General features: G+C 74.4%; 14 protein-coding genes. All 14 read right to left on the bottom strand.

Annotated elements, in window-relative coordinates; all coding sequences use genetic code 11:
• Nucleotides 1-17 precede the first annotated feature (17 nt).
• The 14 genes from LRS74_RS29775 to LRS74_RS29710 all read right to left on the bottom strand — a co-directional run bounded on the left by LRS74_RS29775 (nt 18) and on the right by LRS74_RS29710 (nt 19,141).
• Nucleotides 18-590: a hypothetical protein gene (locus LRS74_RS29775; protein ID WP_277743898.1), complete on the bottom strand. Its 573-nt coding sequence runs from the start codon at nt 588-590 to the stop codon at nt 18-20.
• 83 nt (nt 591-673) lie between these two features.
• Entirely contained in the window at nt 674-1,471 is a 798-nt protein-coding gene (locus tag LRS74_RS29770) for a maleylpyruvate isomerase family mycothiol-dependent enzyme (RefSeq protein WP_277743897.1), read from the bottom strand.
• Between the two features lie 572 nt (nt 1,472-2,043).
• Nucleotides 2,044-5,775 carry an AMP-binding protein gene (locus LRS74_RS29765; protein WP_277743896.1) on the bottom strand — a complete coding sequence of 1,244 codons (3,732 nt, stop codon included), beginning with the start codon at nt 5,773-5,775 and terminating at the stop codon, nt 2,044-2,046.
• 8 nt (nt 5,776-5,783) lie between these two features.
• Nucleotides 5,784-6,101: a phosphopantetheine-binding protein gene (locus tag LRS74_RS29760; protein ID WP_277743895.1), complete on the bottom strand. Its 318-nt coding sequence runs from the start codon at nt 6,099-6,101 to the stop codon at nt 5,784-5,786.
• On the bottom strand, nt 6,094-7,620 hold the full coding sequence (locus LRS74_RS29755) for a PEP-utilizing enzyme (RefSeq protein WP_277743894.1): 1,527 nt from the start codon (nt 7,618-7,620) through the stop codon (nt 6,094-6,096). The genes LRS74_RS29760 and LRS74_RS29755 overlap by 8 nt, the downstream gene beginning before the upstream one ends.
• Complete coding sequence (locus LRS74_RS29750; RefSeq protein WP_277743893.1) at nt 7,617-8,618, bottom strand: SDR family oxidoreductase; 1,002 nt, start codon at nt 8,616-8,618, stop codon at nt 7,617-7,619. Before LRS74_RS29750 ends, LRS74_RS29755 begins: the two co-directional genes overlap by 4 nt.
• Nucleotides 8,615-9,817, bottom strand: a complete 1,203-nt coding sequence (locus LRS74_RS29745) for an SDR family oxidoreductase (RefSeq protein WP_277743892.1) — start codon at nt 9,815-9,817, stop codon at nt 8,615-8,617. Before LRS74_RS29745 ends, LRS74_RS29750 begins: the two co-directional genes overlap by 4 nt.
• Nucleotides 9,814-10,998 carry an acyl-CoA dehydrogenase gene (locus LRS74_RS29740; protein ID WP_277743891.1) on the bottom strand — a complete coding sequence of 395 codons (1,185 nt, stop codon included), beginning with the start codon at nt 10,996-10,998 and terminating at the stop codon, nt 9,814-9,816. The genes LRS74_RS29745 and LRS74_RS29740 overlap by 4 nt, the downstream gene beginning before the upstream one ends.
• Before the next feature lie 136 nt (nt 10,999-11,134).
• Nucleotides 11,135-12,121: a prenyltransferase gene (locus tag LRS74_RS29735; protein WP_277743890.1), complete on the bottom strand. Its 987-nt coding sequence runs from the start codon at nt 12,119-12,121 to the stop codon at nt 11,135-11,137.
• Nucleotides 12,111-13,232: a 3-dehydroquinate synthase II gene (locus LRS74_RS29730; RefSeq protein ID WP_277743889.1), complete on the bottom strand. Its 1,122-nt coding sequence runs from the start codon at nt 13,230-13,232 to the stop codon at nt 12,111-12,113. Before LRS74_RS29730 ends, LRS74_RS29735 begins: the two co-directional genes overlap by 11 nt.
• Nucleotides 13,233-13,376: 144 nt before the next feature.
• Nucleotides 13,377-14,183 carry a fructose-bisphosphate aldolase gene (locus LRS74_RS29725; RefSeq protein ID WP_277743888.1) on the bottom strand — a complete coding sequence of 269 codons (807 nt, stop codon included), beginning with the start codon at nt 14,181-14,183 and terminating at the stop codon, nt 13,377-13,379.
• 82 nt (nt 14,184-14,265) lie between these two features.
• Nucleotides 14,266-16,782 carry an FtsX-like permease family protein gene (locus tag LRS74_RS29720; protein ID WP_277743886.1) on the bottom strand — a complete coding sequence of 839 codons (2,517 nt, stop codon included), beginning with the start codon at nt 16,780-16,782 and terminating at the stop codon, nt 14,266-14,268.
• Entirely contained in the window at nt 16,782-17,480 is a 699-nt protein-coding gene (locus LRS74_RS29715) for an ABC transporter ATP-binding protein (protein ID WP_277743885.1), read from the bottom strand. Before LRS74_RS29715 ends, LRS74_RS29720 begins: the two co-directional genes overlap by 1 nt.
• A gap of 116 nt (nt 17,481-17,596) precedes the next feature.
• Nucleotides 17,597-19,141: a class I adenylate-forming enzyme family protein gene (locus LRS74_RS29710; RefSeq protein WP_277743884.1), complete on the bottom strand. Its 1,545-nt coding sequence runs from the start codon at nt 19,139-19,141 to the stop codon at nt 17,597-17,599.
• Between the last annotated feature and the right edge of the window lie 141 nt (nt 19,142-19,282).

Raw genomic sequence — 19,282 nt, 5'->3', positions numbered from 1 at the left:
GGTCTCCGCCGCTCCGGTCAGGGCCGGCGGGCTTCGCACACGAGCCGCATGTCCCGGTGGGCCAGGTGCCAGACCGTGTGGTAGCTCTCCAGCAACGGCGAGGCCACGTGGTCCAGTTCGCCCTTCTCCACCTGGAGCAGCGCGTTCTCCAACCGCTCCGGGTAGCTCGCCCACAGCGGAGCGGCCGACACGACCGCGTCCAGCGCGCCGCGCGCCTGCTCGTGGAAGTCGCGCAGATCCTGCCCGACGGTGTCCCGAGCACCGGCCTGGTACCTCGTCACCAGGTGCTTCAACGCCCCGTCGTGGGCCTCGAACCCGGCGAGCGCCGCCCCGAGCGCGGCACTCCCGGCCGGGTCGAGGCCGGCCAGCCATGCGGCCACCGCGGACGTCGCCGCCTCCGTGCCCTCGGGTGTCAGCCCGTACATCTCGCCGCGCGGGCTGCGCACCAGCCGCACCCGGCCCGCCTCGACCAGCCGGGTCAGCGCGTCCTCGGGCTCCGCCACTCCCCAGGCGGGGAAGCGCTCGGCGCCCAGCCAGCCGGCCACCCGCAGCGCGTGCAGGATGCCCCCGTCGACCTCGTGGATGCTCATCCGTCCGTTCTGCCTTTCGTGTCGTCTCCGTGCCCCGGATACGCCCGGGGCCAGCGGATAGCGGATGCGTGCGGGCGCACGCGTCACAGGTACGCCTGGGCGTGGGCGACGGCGAGCCGGGCCAGCGGGCCGTCCGCCCGCAGCCGCTCCCGGGCCTCCGCGGCCGCGCGGCGCGTCACCGTCTTCACCCACGCCTCGGCGGGTCCGGAGACCACGTCCGTGGCCTCCGCCGGCCCGAACGTCCATCGCCCGAGCGGGCCCGCGTCCAGGTCGAGCCGGAGCGTGTGTCCCGGCGGGGTCCGCACCCGCGCCCGCAGCAGGGCGAACCGGAGCGTGTCATGGCCGAGGGAGGCCACATGCCACGCCTCCGCCGTGAGCCGGTCCGGTGTGCCGAGCGCCCGGCCCAGGTCCCAGCCGTGCGCCCAACTCTCCATCAGCCGCGCCTGGGTGAAGGCGCCGACCGAGAGGCCGAGCCCCCAGGGCACCCGTGCCCGCGGCCCGGCCCCCGCCAGCGCGGCCAACGTCGCCTCCTGCGCCCGGCACAGCCAGGCCACCAGCTCGTCCCGCCCGCGGCCGGCCGCCCGCGCGGCCCCGGCCGCTGTGAACGCCGCCGCGTCCGGATACGGGCGCAGCGCCTCGGCGAAGCTCCGCGGCCCCCCGGTGACGGTGTCGGCCGCGACCTCCTCGGTGTCCGCCAGGTGTCCGATCTGGTCCCGCACCGTCCACCCCGCGGCCGGGGTGGGCAGCTCCAACTCCCGCTCGCCGACCTCGGCCAGCAGCGCGCGCACCGCCTCGAACTGCCGCCGCAGGTCCCGCAGCGCGGTGCCGGGACCCGGGTCGACGCCCGGGTCGAGAGCCGGGGCGACTCCCAGGTCGACCACGGGGACTCCCGGAGCCGCTCCCAGGCCGAGGGCCGGGGCGACCTCCGTTCCCCCGACCGGATCCCGAGCCCGGTCGCCCGTCGCCACTCCCCCGTTCCCGGGGCGGGCCCCCGCCCCTGCGTCCGGCGCGGCGCCGGGGCGCGTGCCGGGCTCCGACCCGGTGACGCGGAGGACCGCTCCGGCACCCGACGAGACACCGCCGCCCCGATCGACGTCCCAAGGCTCCGACATCAGACCGGCGCCCCGCCGCGCATCCGCGCCCGTATCGAGGTCCGGATCGACATCCGACGGGTCCGACACCCCCGACTCGGCCGCCGACCGCTCCCCCGAGCGGAGCGCGGCAGCACCCCCGGGAGCCCTGGCAGTCGACGTGAAGCCGATGCCCGGCGGCGGCGCCCCGGGCCCGGCGGGCGCCGACTCCTCGGGGGTTCCCGTCCCGGTACTCCCCGCGGCGGCACCCGGTGGCGTCTGGGCGGGTGCCGCCCCCTCCCCTTCGGGCCGTTCCCAGGCCCGCGCGGTCGGGTGGCCGGGCGCGCGGGGCCGGTCGGTCGCGCGCCCGGCCGGTGGTGCGGTCACCGGGCGTCTCGCCGGGCCGCGGCGATCGCCAGGGACCAGCGGGCGTGCTCCCGTTGGTCGGCGGCGGGCAGCGCCACGAACGCGAGACGGCAGTCCGGCAGTCGGGTCCGCCAGGGACGGGCGGGGTCGGGGGCGGGGTGCAGATACGCGACCCGACCGCCCCGCGCCGCCCAGGTCTCGGCCACGGCCGGGTCGCCCGTCGCGACGAGCCGATCGCCGCCGTCCGCGGGCAGCTCGTCCTCCGCGGCGCACACCAGCGCCCGTTCCGGGGCCGATGCGGCGGCCGTCGGGTCCGGGTCCGCCGCGACGGCCAGCGGCCGGCCGGTGGCCCGGTCCACCAGAACCACGGCGCGGCCGGCCTCGGCCGCGGCCTCCGGCCCCGCCGTACGGCAGACCACCGTCCCCGTCTCCACGGCGCCCGGGAGCTCCGCCGCCCGGCCCAGGTCGGGGTCGCCGGGAGCGGGTGGCACCCGGCCCAGCCAGACGCGGCCGGTGGTGCCGCAGACCGTGACTTCGGGAAGCGGCTCCCCCTCGGTCTCCGCGGCGCGCAGCCGGGCCGCGAGGTCGGGATCCAGGAGCTGGGCGCCGACGACGGTGGGGAGGTCCAACTCGCGGGCGACGACGGCCGCGTGCGAGGTGCCTCCGCCCTCCAGGGTGAGGACCGCGGCGGCCTGGGTCATGGCGGGGAAGTCCGCGGGCTCGGTGGTCGGGCGGAGCAGCACCGCCGTGCCCGGCGGGTGCCGGAAGACCTCCTCGACGCCGGTGACCAGCGGGCCGTGGGCGACGCCGGCGCAGGCGGGCAGGCCGACCGCCAGCAGCCCCGGCGGCTCGCCGGCGACCCGCGCGGGCGGCGAGGCGAACAGCGCGTCCGCGTCCAGCCGGGCCAGGGCCTGCCGCGCGGTGAGCCGGCCGTCCCGCCACATGCGCTGCGCGACCCGGTTGAGGACGTGGGGCGCGGCGGCCGCGGGGCGCACCTGGACCAGCCACAGCCTGCCGCGTTCGACCACGAACTCGACATCGGCCATGGCGCCCAGCTCGTGGTGGAGCCGGGCGACCAGCTCGGTCAGCAGCCGGTGCGCCCGGGGGTCCTGCGCCTCCAGCGCGGCGACCGCCTGCGGGGTGCGGGTGCCGGAGACCAGGTCCTCCCCGGTGGAGCCGGTGAGGTACTCGCCGAACAGCCCCTCGTCCCCGTTGATCGGGTTGTGGCTGAACACCACCCCGCTGCCGGAGGCGCCGCCGGCCATGCCGTACGCCAGCGCCTGCACCACCACCGCGGGGCCGGGCCGCTCCGGGATGCCGTGCGCCTGCCGGTACTGTCGGGCGCGCTCCGAGTTCCAGGAGGCGCGCACCGCCTCGACGGCGACCCGCACCTGGTCGACCGGGTCCACGGGGTAGTCGGCGCCGGTGAGTTCGGCGTAGAGCCGGCGCAGCCGGTCGTACCGCTCCGCCGGGCCGCCGGTCGGGTCGCCGGTCAGGCCGCCGGTCGGGTCGCCCTCGGCGGCGGCCAGCCGCGCCGGGTCGGCGCCGCCGACGTGGCGGCACAGATGGCGGGCCTGGGTCAGCAGCACCTCCCAGGCGGCGGCGCGGTCGCCCAGCCGGCGGGCCAGCGGCTCGACGTCCGAGGGGGACAGCCCGATGCCGAGCAGGGTGTCCATCATCCCGGGCATGCTCCGCGGGGGGCTGGAGCGCACCGCGAGCCCCACCGCGGACTCGCGCGGGGCCATGGTGTCCGCCGCCGCCTCGGCCAGCGGGCCGAGCAGCTCGCGGATCCGCTCCGCGTCCACCGGGCGCGCGGCGAGTTCGGCCGAGTCCAGCACCGCGAACGGCGGTACGGGGAGGCCGAGTCGGCGCATCAGGGTCAGGTGGTGACCCTTGCCACCGAGAAGGGCGCGCGACTCCTCCGCCGAGCGAGGCACGGCCCCGTCCAGGCGGGCGGCCCCGTCCGGTTGGGCGGCTCCGTCCGGGCGGGCGGCCCCGTCCGTGCCCTCGCCCTCGTCCCTGTGCTGCGGCACGACCCGTGAGCGGCCGCTGTCGGGGTCGGTGGTGAAGGCGTAGGGGAAGTCCTCGCCCAGGTGCACCGGGGTGCCGGTGAGCTCGCCGCCGACCAGCGACCGCCAGAGTTTGCCGCGCTGCGGCTTGCCGCTGGTGGTGCGGGGCACGGCGAGCGCGCCCACGTGCAGCACGGCGGTGCGGTCGGCGGAGAGCCCGAAGGACTCCAGGACGTCCCCGAGCCGGGTCACGTCGAGGGTCTCCGCCCCGCGCTGGACGGTGACGAGCGCCGCGGGGGTGCCGGAGACGGAGTGGAGGACGACGGCGAGCTTGTCGTGCTGGAGCTCCAGCACCCGCACCAGCGCCAGCTCCACGTCCTCGGCGGTGACGTACCGCCCGTTGACCTTGACGGAGTCGCCGACCCGGCCCAGGACGTAGATCTGCTCCTCGTGGCGGAAGCCGAGGTCACCGGTGCGGTAGCCGCCGGTGGTGAACCGGTCGTCCTCCGGCGGCGCGCCGAAGTAGCCGCGGGAGAGCGCGGGCGAGCGGACCAGCAGTTCGCCGACGTGCCCGTCGGGCAGCGCGTGGCCGTCCTCGCCGGTCACCGTGATGTCGACGCCGACCAGCTCGGTGCCGCAGGACACCACGCTGTGCAGCGTCCGGTCGCCGGGTTCGGCCCCGGCGAGCCGGCGCCGTCCGGCGATCCGCACCGGGGCGCCCTGGCTGAACTCGGTGGACCCCAGCAGCAGCGCCTCCGGCTCCCGGCCGTGGCCGACGCCGGAGACCGCGAGGGTCGCCTCGGCCATGCCGTACGAGGGCGAGAGGGCCTCCCGGGTCAGCCCGTGCGGGGCGAGCAGCCCGTGGAAGGCGTCGAGCACGGACATGCTGACCCGGTCGGAGCCGATGATCAGCGCCCGCCAGCGGCCGAAGTCCATGCCCTCCAGGTCCTCCGGGCGCACCCGGCGCACCACCCGCTCCAGGGCGAAGTTGGGGATCGCGGAGATGGTGCCGCCGCGCTCACCGAAGATCTTCAGCCACTCCAGGGGGCGGCGGACGAAGTGCTCGGGCCGCATCAGCGACACCTCGCAGCCGAGCACCACGGGGGTCAGGAACAGCCCGATGAGCCCCATGTCGTGGTGGAGCGGCAGCCAGGAGCCGAAGGAGGACTCCGGTTCGATGCGGTACTTGTCCTCCAGCAGCGCCACCTGCGCGAGCGCTGCCTCACTGGTGAGCGTCACGCCGCGCGGGGCGCTGGAGGAGCCGGAGGTGAACTGGATGAGTGCCAGGTCGTCCTTGTCCAGCACGACGCGGGTGCGGTCATCGGCGGGTGGCAGCGGCCGCCGCGCGTCGATGACGCGCGGCGCCGCTTCCGGCAGCCCGGCCAGCAGGTCCAGCACGGGCCCCTCGGCGACGACGCAGCCGGGGCGCAGGGTGTCCAGCAGCCCGGCGACGAAGGTGCCGTAGTCGACGGGGCCCTGGTAGCCGCGGGGGGCGATCGGCGTCGGGGTGGCGCCGACCGCCATGGCGGCGAAGAAGTACCGGGTGAACTCCGGCCCGGAGGGCAGGACCAGCGCGACCCGGTCCCCCCGGCCGACCCCCTGCCGCCGCAGGGCGGCGGCGGCGCCGAAGACCTGGTCCGCGAAGTCCGCGTAGGTGTGGCGGGTCCACTGCTTGCCGTCGTAAGTGGTGATCCCGGCGTCGGTGGCCGGATTGTCGAGCCAGCTCGTCAGGTCGCGCATCCGGTCTCCTACACCGCCTGCCCGGTATCGGCGCCGGTGGCGGCGACCTTGCTCTGGATGACGGCGGCGAGGTCGCCGACGGTGCCCGCGGTGTAGGTCTCCGGGGTGTCGATCAGCTCGATGCCGAACTCCTCCTCGACGCGGGTGAGGACCTCCAGCAGGGCGAGCGAGTCCAGCCGGATGTCCTGGCTGATGGAGTCGGTCAGCCGCAGGTCGCGGCGGGGGCGGTCGACGGCGATGGCCTCCTCGAGCGTGGCCACGATGGCCTCGATGGAGTGCGGGGCCGCGGTGCCGGCGGCCGTGTCGATGGCGGTGTTCTCAGTCAAGGATCCTCACTTCTCCCGTATCACCGTTCACGTGCACGCGGCGGCCCGGTGCGATGTCGGAGGCCAGCGGGTGCGACACCACGGCCGGCACCCCCATCTCCCGGCACAGGATCGCGACGTGCGAGTACTGACTGCCGCGCGCGGTCACCACCGCGCCGACGAAGGGCAGGATGGGCATGATGTTGGCGTCGGCGCTCTCGCAGACCAGGACCACACCGTCCTCGGTCGGCATGTCCTCCACGCCGATGGCCGTGCCCTCGAACACCCCGGGCGAGACGCCGGTGGGGCGGCGCCGGGGCACCGCGTCCGGGGAGGCCCCCGGGCGCAGGTCCAGATAGTCCGGCATGACCAGGCCGAGCGCCTCGGCGCAGGACTCCCGGCGCCGGTCGATCTCGACGGGGTCGGGCACGGCCGGGCCGCTGAGCTCGTCCATGGACAGGTACGGCCAGTCGGCGTCGGCCACGCCGCGGGCGCGGGCCAGCTCCCGGGCGAGGGTGCGGTGCACGTGCAGCAGCCGCATCGCCAGGGACTTGCTCTGCTCGCGCACCGACATCATGTCGCCGAGGAAGAGCACGGAGGCGTCGACGGCCCGGCCGCGCAGCGCCCCCCGCATGCCGATGAGCGCCTCGCGCGGACTGACCTCGGCCGGGCCGCCGTTGCCCTCCATGGGCTTGGCGAGCGGGCGCACCGCGTACTCGGCCCAGGGCAGGTGCTGGTCGGCGACCTCGTAGAAGACCTTGTCCAGGAAGCCGGCGGGGCCGTCCGCCATGGGGCCGAGGCCGAAGAGCCGGGTCCAGGGCAGCTCGGCGGGCTCGCGCAGCCAGCCGGCCACCGAGTCGGCGTGGGGCACCAGTCTGTCGGTGACCTTGCGGCGCACGACCTCGGCGGCGACGGCGCCGGAGGTGCAGGTGATGTGCACCTCCCAGGCGATCTCCAGCAACCGCTTGCCGCGGGCCGTGAACTCCCCCAGCCGCCAGTCGAGTCCGCCGGCGGCGGCCGCGTCCCGCACGTCCTGCTCGAAGGCGAAGACCTGCTGCTCCAGCCTGGCGTTGCGGGTGCGCAGCCGCAGCAGCTCGGTGAGCATCCGCGGGCCCACCATGACCTTGCGCCAGCCCATGACCCGCTCCACGTCGGAGGGGGGCGGCGGCTGGACGCCTTCGAAGTACGCCTCGGTGACGTCCTGCGGCTCGGTGAGCACGACCTCCTCGGCGACATGGCAGTACGCCGTGAGGTTGTGGTACGGGCGCAGGCCCAGGTATCCGGTGAAGACGTAGGTCGAGCCGGTGGTCCAGCGGGGGTGGCCGAGGACCCGGCCGATGAACCGCCGGGTGCCCAGCTCCATGGGACGGCCGACCAGCGACCAGGACATCGGGGAGAGCCGCTCGGGGGCGACCTCGCCGAAGTTGCCCGCGGAGTAGACCCGCAGCCGGGGGTGGACATGGGTGTCCACCCGGCTGAAGGGCGGCTGCCAACCGGTGTCCCGCTCGGTGCCGTCGGGCGCGAGGGCGGGTGTCGTCATCGAAGGCTCACTTCCGCGTCCACGGGCAGCAGCACCCGCCGCGCGTCGCGCAGGATGTCCGCTGTCGCCGAGATGTATCCGGGTCGTTCGGCCGGCACCGGCCGGGGCAGGGCGTCGAGCACCTGGGGGTCGAGGGTGGGCAGCGGCGAGGCGTACTCCAGGGTGCTGGCCGCGAGCCCCAGCCGGCGCACCGCCTGGCGTTGCAGCCAGCGGCCCCGGGTGCCGCCCTCCACCAGCCGCGGCACGACGTTCCACGGCTGGCACAGCTCGTGCAGCACGCGCGCCAGGGTGGGGCGGGCCGGGTCGAAGTAGGTGCAGACGTCGGGGGCTTCGGCGGCCAGCGCCAGCTCGGCCACCACCTGTCCGGCGGCGGCCACGTCGCCGACGTGGACCGGGTAGCGGCCGCCGTGTTCCAGGAACAGCGGCATGCCCTGGAGCAGGTTGGGCAGCGCCTGGAGCGGTCCTCCGGTGCGCGGCACCAGCTCGGCGGGGGCCGGGCCGAGCAGCGGCCCGAAGCGGACGACGCTCACCGGGACCCGCCGCTCGCGCCGGGCCACCGCCTCGCCGCGGTACTTGGCGTACTCGTACCAGTTGCGGAAGGTCTGGCCGACGGCGAGTTCGCGGTTGCCGACCAGGCCCTCGGCGCGGCCGAGCGCCAGCAGGGACGAGGTGTGCACCACGCGCTGGACGTTCGGCAGCTCCGCCGCCGTGTTCAGCACGTTCCGGGTGCCGGTCACATGGAGGTTGACCAGGGCGGAGGGGTCCAGGTCCCAGTCGACCGAGCCGAAGCAGGACACCACGGCGGTCACGTCGGAGAGTTCCTCCAGCGCCTCGGGGCCCAGCCCGAGGTGGGTGGCGGTGACGTCGCCGACGATTCCGGTGCCGTGCCGGGCGTGGCCGCGCCGGCTGAGCTCCACCACCTGGTGCCCGGCCTCGCTGAGCGAGCGGGTCACCCAGTAGCCGAGGTATCCGGTGGATCCGATGACGAGAACCCTCACTGGAACCTCCCGAGCGGCAGGTCGGCCACCGGCGCCGCGGGGCGCTGTTCGGCCAGGTCGAAGGTGATGCGCAGGGTGGTCTCCAGCGGCACCGCCGGCAGCCAGCCGCCGGTCAGGGCGGCGAACCGACCGCGTTCGAAGACTCGGTTGACGGTGACGTAGCGGAGCCCGTGCAGCCGGTTGCCGGCCTGTCGGCTCCAGCGCACATAGCGGGTGCCGACCCGGGTCACGGTCTGGAGGACGCCGCGCGAGGCGGGCACCAGCCGCGGCACGTGGTAGCGGGAGCCGGCGTCCATGCCCTCCAGCTGGGCCAGCAGCGCGGCCAGGGTGGGGGCGCGTTCACCGGCCGCGACCTGCGCGATCACGCCGGAACGCCAGCCGGCGAAGCCGTCGCCGCGGCCGTGCCCGACCAGCCGCAGCAGCGACTCGCCGATCACGTCGCGCGGCAGGGTGTCCACACGGGCGCCGCGCTGCGCGGGCAGCACCCGCAGCGCGGAGTCCTCCTCGCGCCGGGACACCAGCTGGTACAGCGAGCTGCGCCGGGTGGTGCGCCCGGTCGCCGAGTTGCCGACCACCCCGCCGACGCGGGCCACCAGCACGGGGTGTCCGGTGCGTCGGGCGCGGGCGATCAGCGCTCGCTCGGAGGTCCACTTGCTGAGCTCGTACGGGGTGCGGTCGGTGTCCGGGGAGAGCAGGTCCTCCACCACGCTGCCGTCGCTGAGCCCGGCGACGAAGACCGAACTCGCCGACAGATAGGGGACCGTGCGGCCGAGCCGCGCGCTCAGCCCCTGGGCCACCTCCAGCCCGTTGACCGCGCCGAGGACGTTCACCTTGTCCAGCAGGGCGTGGCTGGCGGTCCAGTCGGTGGCGCCGGCCAGGTTGAGCACGGCGTCGATCTCGCCGAGCCGCTCCAGGTCGGTCTCGGTCAGTCCCCAGCCGGGCGCGGTGACCTCCCCGACGAGCTGTCGGACCACGGCCGGGCCCATGAGGTGCGCGGCCCGTGGGCGGCGTCGCACCAGCGCGACGATCTCGGGCGCGTCCTCGCCGAGGGCGGCACACGCCTCCAGCAGCCCCTGGCCGACCTGTCCGGTGAGCCCGGCGACCAGGAGACGCAGGCCGCGGGTGGCGGGCGGCGGGGTCGGTCGCGGCAGCCAGGAGTCGGCCGGCCACGCGTGCGTCATCTCGCTCGCCCCGCTCATGTCGTGATCCGCACGGCGGAGCCGTACGCCTCTGCCGCGCCGCGGAGTTCGCCGGCGACCAGGGCGAGCATCATCTCGTCGGTGCCGCCGCCGATCCGGGCCAGCCGCACGTCCTGCCACATCTGGCCGAGCGGCGTCTCGCGGGTCAGGTAGCCGGCCCCGCCGAACACCTGGAGGCACTCGCTGACCAGCCGCTCCGCCAGCCGGGCGGCGTGCACCTTGACGGCGGCGACGCGCGCCACCAGGGCGCGGTCCAGCGGCTTCGTCATCAGCTGCCCGGCGGTGTGGTGCACCGCCCCGCGCAGCACCTCCAGCTCCACCAGGACGTCGGCGAGCCGGAACTCGAGGTGCTGGTGGGAGCGGAGCGGGGCGCCGAACTGCTCGCGGCGCTCGCTGTGCTCCACCGCCAGCCCCAGCGCGTGACCGACCGCGCCGAGCACCTGGGCGCCCACCGCCAGCCGCTCGAAGGACAGCCCGTAGCTGACGTTGACCAGCCCGAGCCCGGGCCGACCCAGCAGCGCCTCGGCCGGGACCAGCACGTCGTGGAACTCCACGGCCACCGTGTCCAGGGCGTGGGTGCCGAGCTTGTCGTGCTCGCGCACCACATGGGCCTGGTCCAGCGGCACCACCACGGTGGCCAGCCGCTGGGTGGGGCGGCCGTTCTGGTCGGCCAACCGGCACAGCACGATGACGAAGTCGCCGACGGCGCCCAGCGAGACGTACTTCTTGCTGCCGTTGATGCGCCAGCCGCCGGCCACCGGGGTGGCCAGGGTGCGCACCGCCGACAGGTCGCTGCCGCCGGTGGGCTCGCTGGCGGCCAGCGCCCCGATGGCGGTGCCGTCGAGGGCGCGCTCGCGCAGGTCGGCGACGTAGTCGGAGTCGCCGCCGAAGCGGTGCAGGATGGACAGCACCGACTCGGTGTGCAGACTCACCCCCACCGCGATGCCGGTCGGCGCGCTCAGGGCGACCTGCTCGGCGAGCTCGACGCCGAAGACGACGTCGCCGGGGTGCGGGCCCGCCCAGCGGCGGCGCAGTACGCCGAGCGCGCCCAGCCGCTCCAGGACGGCGCGCGGGAAGCGGCGCAGTCCCGGGGCGTCGTCGAGGCCGGAGAGGGCCTCCCGGACGGCGTCGGTCAACGAGTCGGTGGATGGTTCTGACGTGGCGTCGTGGACGACGGCCATGGCTCCCCCTACCCCCTGTGAAGGGATGTTGTTCAAGGTTTCGCGTGTGGGCGAGGTGTGGCGGACGGTGGGACGGGGCGGACGGTGGGACGGTGGGCGGCCGGAGAAAGGGCGGCGGACGGTCGGTCGCGGCGGGTCAGGCGATGAACAGCGTCGGGACGAGCAGCCCGAGGAACCCGAGGTCGTAGGCGACGAACCCGCACAGCCGGGCCTTGAGCCAGTTCTCCTGGGCCACCCCGTACCGCAGTTGGGCGGCGTGCAGGGCGACCGCGGGCAGCAGGGTCAGCACGCCCCACCACGGGACCGAGGGCAGCAGCGCCCAGCCGGCCAGCAGTCCGACGTCGGCGACGAAGAACAGCACCATCGCGGTCTTGAAGACCTTCGGCCCGCTGACCACCGCCAGCGTCTTTCGGCCGACGGCGGCGTCGCCTTCCTTGTCGTTGACGTTGGAGTACGAGATGACCATGACCAGCCACAGGCCCATGATCAGCGCTTCCAGCACGGCCGCCGGCGACCAGCCGCGGGCCAGCGCCACATACGGGAAGATCAGCCCGCCGGCGGTGGAGAGGCCCAGCATGGTCTCCGAGCCGCCGGTGCGGAAGCTGAACCGGAAGCCGCCGGAGTACTGCACCGCGCAGGCGGCGACGGCCAGGAAGACGAGGATCGACTCGGCCGGCACGTCCCAGCCCAGGGCGGCGAAGCCGCCGAGCCCGGCGAGGAGCGTCAGCGCCCCGGTGGCGGCGGCGAAGAGCCGCGCCTCGCGTTCGGTGATCGCCCCGCTGAGCAGCGGCTTGCGCCGGATGTCCCGACCCAGGTCGCCCTCCCGGTAGTTGGCCGCGTCGCTGCCGTTGCGGTAGCCGACGATGTCGTCCACCGCCGAGGTGCAGGCCACGATGGCGGCCGAGGCGACCAGGAACAGGGCCAGGGCGAGCACCGCGCCGGAGCGGTCCAGGGCCGCGCCGTCCAACAGCGCCACGGCCAGCGCCCAGGGGAAGAAGTGCTGGTAGACGGTGACCTTCGACAGCCGTACGAAGGCGCGGGCGACGCCCGGGGCGGAGCGGTCCACCCGGCCGCCGCGGCCGGTGCCGCGGCCCGTGTCGGCGAGGGTGGCGTCAGGATTCATCGATGTGCTCGGACACCTTGATGCCGACGTGCCGGCCCGGCTCGGTGACCAGGCCCAGCAGGGTGCTGCCGGGGGTGACGTCGGTGAGGTTCTTCGGCTTGCCGTCGCCGCCCATGACCCGCACGTGCCAGTCGTCCTGGAGGATCACGTTGACCGTGACGTCGCCGTGGCGGGCCTCGATCAGCCGCAGCGGGCGCAGCTCGGTCTTGACCCGGCCGATCCCCACCTCGCGGAAGGTGCCGTCGGCGGCGACCGCGTGAGAGTGCTCCCCCGCGCTCAGGTCGGTGATGTACGCGGTCTCCTCGGCGCCGAAGACGTAGGAGTGCACCGCGCCGGCGTTGACGCGGAACGGACGCAGGTTCATGTAGGGCAGGTAGTGCACCTCGGCGCAGACCAGGATGCCGCCGGAGGAGGTGGAGCCGACGATCATGCCCTCGTCCTCGCCGAAGAGGGTGGTGGTGTCGACGCAGCCGCGGTAGCCCATGCCGACCGACTCGGCCCGGGTGACCTCCAGCTCCACCAGGTCCTTGCGGATCCGGCTCCGGGCGGCGACCACCGAGGTGACCAGGTCCACGTCGGCGAGGCGCTCGGCGGAGACCATCAGGCCGGCCGGGCCGCTCTCCAGGACGCCGGCCACCGTGGCGGCCTCGGCGGTGTTCAGCAGCTGCTTGACGACGCCGGTGCGGGTGCCCTGGGCGCGGGCCAGCAGCAGTTCGAGCGGGATGTTGGTCTCGTCGCTGAAGGCGGCGACGACCGTGTCGACGGTGCCGGACAGGTCGGCGGCCTCGTTCATGGTGTCGCCGTCGACGATCTCGCAGCGCACGCCGACGGGGCGGGAGCCGGCGGTCCGGCGGGCGGTCTCGACGTCCGCGGGCGAGCGGGCGATGACGGCGTCGACGCGCTCGTCGGCGGAGATCAGCTCGGCGAGCTCCGCCTCCTCGGCGCCCACCAGGCAGGCGGTGCGCAGCCGGTCCAGCGGCTGCCACTCCTCGTACTGGTCGTAGCGCAGCACCAGCACGGTGGCGGCGGAGGAGCGCAGGTAGGCCAGCGCGTCGGGGGTCTCGGCGGGGGTCAGGGTGCTGACGTCCACCCAGAGTTCGGTCTGTGCCACGGGTGTTCCTCTGTCTCGAAGCGGTTGCCGCGAAGCGGGTGTGCCGCGAAGCGGCGTTTCTCGAAGTGGTGCGGTGACGTCGGTGGCCGGGGACGGTGGTGCGGTCACCCGCCGTGGGCGGCCGGTGTGCCCACCCGCCCCCAGCTACCGCTGGGGGTGGCCCCCGGCCCCAGCGGAACGCGTGCCCACACCGGCCGCGCCGTGGACCACCGCGCGCAGCTCGGCGACGGCGGCGGCCGGGTCGGGGCTGCCGAAGACCCGGCGGCCGACGCACAGCCCGGCCACGCCGTGGCCGATGGCGTCCTTGGCGGCGGTCACGTACTCCTCCCAGCCGCCCGCGGCCTCGCCACCGGCGAGCACCACCGGCACCTCGATGGAGGCGACCAGCTCGTCGAGGTGCTCGGCACCGGGGTGGGCCACCTTGACGATGTCGGCGCCGAGTTCGGCGACGGCCCGCCCGGCGTGGATGACCGCCGCGCCGCGCTCGGCCGGGCTCTCGCCGGCGCCCGCCACATAGGTCATGACCAGCAGCGGCAGCCCGAGCCGGTCGCAGGAGGCGGCGACCTTGCCGAGGTCGGCGAGGGCCGCCCGGTCCTCCTGGTGGCCGCCGCCGAAGGTGACGTGCACGGAGACCAGGTCGGCGCCGAGCGTCAGCGCGGTCTCCGGGTCGCAGACCCGGGTCTTCAGCTCGCCGCCCGGGCTGAGCCGGGTGTTGCCGGACAGGTGCACGATCATCGCGGTGTCCCGCTGGACCGGCATGGAGGTGGCGGCGGAGCCGCGGTGGACGACGATGCCGTCGGCGCCGCCGGCGACCACCGCGCCGAGCACGGTGCTCATCCGGGACAGCCCGCCCGCGCCGCCCGTCGTCAGGGCGTGGTCGACGGCCACCAGAAGGGTGCGGGCGTCCGCCCCCATGACGCGCCGCAGCCGGCGCTCCTTCCCACTGATCACAGTTGTTCTCCCCGTTTCGGTGAAGGGGCCGGGATACGGCCGATGGTGTGGGGTGTGTGTCGTCGCCACCGCGGCGTCCGGGCTACTCCTGGGCCAGCAGCGCGCGCAGCGGCGGGTTGGCCCGGCGGGGGCCCGCCACCGCCAGGGCGAGCAGCATGCAGACCACCACGAGGGGCAGGCTGGCCACGCTGAGCAGCAGCGGCACGGTGATCCCCGGCAGCAGGCCGCTCTGGCCCGCCTGGGCGTCGAGCATGCCCGGGATGGCGAGGCAGCCGACGGGCAGCGCCACGATCCAGGCGCAGCCCGCGACGATCAGCGATTCGCCGACCAGTTGCCGGGTGACGGTCTTGCGGGTGGCGCCGGCGAGTCGCAGCAGGGCCAGCGCCCGCTGCCGCTCCGCCAGGCCGGAGGCGAGGGTGGCGCCGCCGACGAGGACGGCGAGGATGAACATCACCCAGGCGAACGCCTCGAAGGAGCTGACCAGTCGGGCGGTGATGCCCGCGAAGGCGTCGCGCATCTCGGTGCGGGTGAGCACCTCCGCCCGCGGGTAGCGGTCGGCGAGCTTCTTCTCCAGGGCGGCCTTGACCTGCGCCTGGTCCGCCCCGTCCTTGACTCCGACGTAGTACTCGTAGACGCCCTGGGCGGCGGTGAGTTCGCGGTAGAGCCGGGTACCGGCGACGATCATGCCGCCGTCGGAGGCGGAGTCCTCCAGCACCGCGGCCACCTTCACCTCGCGGTGTCCGGTGGGCAGCGGCAGCTCCATGGTGTCGCCGACGCCGAGGTCCTGGGTGCGGGCGTAGTTGGTGGAGATGACGATCTCGTCGGTGTCGAGCTTCGTGACGAAGTCCTTCTCGCCCTCGACCACCTCGAGGTCGGTGGTCCGGTCGATGTCGGACTCGCCCCAGTTCCAGACCTGCACCTTGCGGCCGTCGAGGCCGATGCTGGCGTAGGTGAAGGAGGTCACCGCCTCGACGCCGTCGACCTTCCGCAGCTCCTGCTCCAGGGCGAGCGGGAACTTCTCGTTCTGGAGGTTCTGTCCGACCTCGGCCGCCTGGACGTACAGCTCGCCCTGGGTCCAGCGCTGCACCGAGCCGGCGACCTCGTCCTTGATGCTGCTGGCGGTGCCGGCCATGGCCACCGAGGTCACCACGGCGACGGTGAAGGTGATGGAGAGCGCGGCGTTGCGCTTCCAGCCGAGCTGGAGTTGGCGGCCGACGGCCAGGCGCACCGGGCCCGGCTCGCCGCCGCGCAGCAGAGCGCCGGCCAGCACCGGCAGCACCACGCTGAGCAGGGCCGCGCCGAGGAAGAGGAAGACCAGGCTGGTCGAGGTGACCATCTCGCGGCCCAGCGCCACCAGGGCCACGCCGACGGCGAGCGAGACCAGGCCCGCGATCAGCGGTCGCCGCACTCCGCCCGGCGTCATGGACACCTGGTCGCGACCGGTGACCGCCTCGATCGGGGTGATCCTGGTGAACCGGCGGACGCCGGAGAGCCAGGCGGCGGCGAACATCACCACCGCGGCGACGAACGCCCCGGCCGCCGGCCACTGCCAGGGCAGCCCCGGGGTGACGGCCTGCTGGGTCAGATCGGTGATCTGGCGGGTGAACGAGCCGAGCAGGGAGCCCACCCAGACGCCGAGCGCCGCGCCGATGACATAGGTGCCGAGCAGCAGCGGCACCATCACCATGGCCGAGCCGGCCATGAGGTGTCGGGTGCGCACGCCCAGCAGTCGCAGCCGGGCGAGGGTGTTGCGGGCGTCGTCCAGCGCGAGGCGCCAGGTGAGGAAGAGCACCACGGCGGCGGTGAGCACGGCGATGGCCGCGAACATGCCCAGGATGGTGAGCGAGGTGCGGAACGTCTTGCTGTAGCCGGAGAGCAGCTCGTCGGGGCGCTTGACGTCGGCCGCGCCGTCGACGGCCCGCTCGGCGGCGGCCACCACCTCCGCGCGGTCCCGCTGTCCCGGGTCGAGCAGCAGCACATCGCTGTGGGTGCCGCGGTCGAAGGCGGTGGCGACGGTGGGCAGCGGTGCGATGACCATCGCCCCGCGGTTGGCGACCTGCCCGTCGAGCAGCCCGGCCACCTTCCATCGCTGGACGCCCTGGGGGGAGGTGACACGGACGGTGTCGCCCTCGCCCAGGTCGTGGTCCTCGGCCCAGTCCGCGGAGAGGAAGACCTGGTCGGCGGCGAGCTCGGTGCGGCCGATCTGCTCGGCGAGCCGCTCGTCGGTGAGGCCGCCGAGGGCGTCGTCGACGCCGAAGACGATGACCGGGTCGGTCGAGTCGCTCTCGCCGGTGGCCGCGCGGGTGCTGATCACCAGGGCGCGGGAGCCCTTGACCCCGGTCTCCCGCTCGGTGCGGTCGACCACGTCCCGCGTCATGCCGCCGGGGGCGCGCGCCTCGACGGCGACGACCTCGTCGCGGACGCCGCTGATGGAGGCGCCCTTGATGGCGTCCAGCACCGATGCCGAGATCAGCAGCATGGCGGTGGTCAGCAGGACGCCGCCGATGCCGGCCGCGATGGCGGCGGCCATCCGGGCGGGGCGCTGCCGCCAGCTCCGGCTGAGGGAGCGGGCGACGAGGCGGTGTGGATCGAGCGCCATCACGCCGTCCTCTCGGTGGCGACCACCTGGCCGTCGGCGAGGGTGATGACGGTGTCCGCGCCGGCGGCGAGGTCCCGGTCATGGGTGATGATCAGTCCGGCGGCGCCGGTGGTGCTGACGAGCTTGTGGAAGATCTCCTGCACCTGGCGGCCGTTCTCCTCGTCGAGGGCGCCGGTCGGCTCGTCGGCGAAGACGATGGCGGGTTGCACGACACAGGCCCGGGCGACGGCGGCGCGCTGCGCCTCACCGCCGGAGACCTGACCGGGCCACTGCTTGGCGCGGTGCGACAGGCCCACCTCGGAGAGCATCTCGCGGGCCTGCTTGAGCGCGTCGCTGAGCTTGGTGCCGCCCATGACCAGGGGGGCCGCCACGTTCTCCTCGATGGTGAAGGACGGGATGAGGTTGTCCTTCTGGAGCACGAAGCCGATCTCCCGGGCCCGCATCGCGGCGGCCTCGGCCTCACCGAGCCGGGACAGGTCCCGGCCCAGCAGCGTCACCGTGCCGGAGGTGGGGCGGTCCAACCCCGACAGCACGTTGGCCAGCGTGGACTTGCCGCTGCCGCTCCTGCCCACGATGGCGACGAACTCCCCCGCGGACACCTCCAGGCTGCAGCCCTTGAGGACCTCCACGGCGGAATCCCCGCTGACGAACTCGCGCCGCACCTTCTCGGCACGCAGCACTACCCTGTTTTCAGCCATGCTCGGCAGACCACCCCAGTTGATGTGAACGGATGTCGGCAAGAAGTGACGGGGCCGCGAGGTGCGGCCGGGGGAACCGGATTCGGTGACCGCGCGGACGGTCGAGGGAGCGCGGATCAGCCGTTCAGCCGGTGCCGGAGGACTTCTCGCCGCACCTTTCCGGTGGCCGTCCGCGGAATGTCGTGCCAGGCGACGAAGCGGGGTGGCGCGAGGGACGGCAGATCGCGCGTGGCCGCGAGCCACAGCTCTTCGGTGACGGGAGCGGTGGACCGGCTGACGAGGACGGGCACGAGTCGTCCGTCCGTCTCCATGATGACCGCCTCCGCCAACTCCGGTACGCGGTCAAGCAGTACGTCCTCCAGCGCGATGCCGCTGGTCGCCCCGGACAGCCGCTCGACCTGCCGGTCGTGCAGCCGCAGGGTCCCCGTCGCGGTCCGCGCGCCCCAGTCGCCGGAGTCCCACCAACCGCCGTCGAAGAGGTTCTCCGTGAAGCGCTCGGGGAAATTCAGATATCCGGCGAAGCGGCCCTTGGAACGGACCTGGATTCGACCGCTCGCGCCGCGTGGAAGCCGGTTCCCCTGCTCGTCGACGACTCGGATGCGGCTGTATCCGGGAATGGCCCGGCCGACGCGGTGGCCGGCCAGTTCGGCGCCGACGGTGTTTCGGGAACGGCCGGTCCTCCGGGTGCGGATACGAAAGGCTATGGGCCCGAGTTCCGATTGCGCGTATACCTCGGTGAACATCGCGAGACGACGTCGGGAACCATTCAGCATGGCGTCGACCGTGCGCGGGTGCATCGCGTCGAACGTGCCCAGGAACATGCGCACCGAGGACATCGCCCCCTCGGCCGCCAGGCCCTCCCAGGTGATGTAGCTGTTCGGGTGCGTCTCCAGGTATTCCGGCCGCCAGCGCTCGAGTTGGGCGCCGACGCTGTCGCTTTCCTCTGAGGCGAGCAGCAGCAGCGAGTGGCGCAGTCGCAGGGCGCTGAGAATTCCGGAGAGGGTGCGGACGTGCACCGGGGAGATGGCCGCGGCGAGATACCCGGAGAGGAACATCGGCCGCAGCATCCGGGTCTGGATGGCGGACTGCTGGTAGAAGCTGTTCCGGGTGTGCACGACCAGTTTGGGCACGCCGGTGGTGCCGGAGGTGTGGGTGACCAGGTAGGGCTGGTCCGGGGCGAGTTCCACGCCGTGCGGGGGCGGCTCGACCGACCCTTCGGCCACCGCCGAGACGGCGTCCTCCCAGATCAGCCGGGTCGCTCCCGGTGTCAGGGAATCCGGGAAGTCGGCCGCGCGAGCCTCGGCGATCAGCAGGTGCAGCGGGCCGGTGACCGGCTCCAGCGCGGCGTGGGCGGTCGGCGCGTCCAGCCGGGCGCTCAGCAGCACGGGCACCGCGCCGAGCGCGGTGAGACCGGCGAAGGCCACCAGGACGTCCAGCGGCTTCTCCAGCCGTACGACGCACCGGTCGCCCGCGCGAACGCCACGCTCCGCCGCCGTCCGCGCGAATCGTCGGGCGGCCGCGGCGACATCCGAGGGATGCACCTGTCCGTCCTTGACGGTGACGGCGGCCGATTCGTGGTCCACGGCCCAGGGGCGCTTGGCGGCACGGCCGGCGGCATCGAGTTGCGCGAACAACAGATCGGCGGAGCGTGGCGAATGCATGGCGTATGTGTCCCTCAACCTCGGAAGTGCGCTTGCGTCGATGAGGCGGTAGCGAGGTGACGCATACTTCCGGGCGCCGGTGAGGCGGGACAATCTCTTGTCAGCAAGACGACAGCGGGGTGTCCTCCTGCGGCCAGTCGG

This window comes from Streptomyces sp. LX-29 (genome assembly GCF_029541745.1).
In the GTDB taxonomy this organism is placed as follows: Bacteria; Actinomycetota; Actinomycetes; order Streptomycetales; family Streptomycetaceae; genus Streptomyces.
This window is presented reverse-complemented; position numbering and strand designations above follow the sequence as displayed.

What these genes read in the sequence shown, in the direction of transcription:
- LRS74_RS29745 (WP_277743892.1), bottom strand. Translation starts at nt 9,817, where the DNA reads ATGAGCGGGGCGAGCGAGATGACGCACGCGTGGCCGGCCGACTCCTGG.
- LRS74_RS29710 (WP_277743884.1), bottom strand. Translation starts at nt 19,141, where the DNA reads ATGCATTCGCCACGCTCCGCCGATCTGTTGTTCGCGCAACTCGATGCC.
- LRS74_RS29755 (WP_277743894.1), bottom strand. Translation starts at nt 7,620, where the DNA reads ATGACGACACCCGCCCTCGCGCCCGACGGCACCGAGCGGGACACCGGT.
- LRS74_RS29740 (WP_277743891.1), bottom strand. Translation starts at nt 10,998, where the DNA reads ATGGCCGTCGTCCACGACGCCACGTCAGAACCATCCACCGACTCGTTG.
- LRS74_RS29765 (WP_277743896.1), bottom strand. Translation starts at nt 5,775, where the DNA reads ATGCGCGACCTGACGAGCTGGCTCGACAATCCGGCCACCGACGCCGGG.
- LRS74_RS29735 (WP_277743890.1), bottom strand. Translation starts at nt 12,121, where the DNA reads ATGAATCCTGACGCCACCCTCGCCGACACGGGCCGCGGCACCGGCCGC.
- LRS74_RS29715 (WP_277743885.1), bottom strand. Translation starts at nt 17,480, where the DNA reads ATGGCTGAAAACAGGGTAGTGCTGCGTGCCGAGAAGGTGCGGCGCGAG.
- LRS74_RS29720 (WP_277743886.1), bottom strand. Translation starts at nt 16,782, where the DNA reads ATGGCGCTCGATCCACACCGCCTCGTCGCCCGCTCCCTCAGCCGGAGC.
- LRS74_RS29775 (WP_277743898.1), bottom strand. Translation starts at nt 590, where the DNA reads ATGAGCATCCACGAGGTCGACGGGGGCATCCTGCACGCGCTGCGGGTG.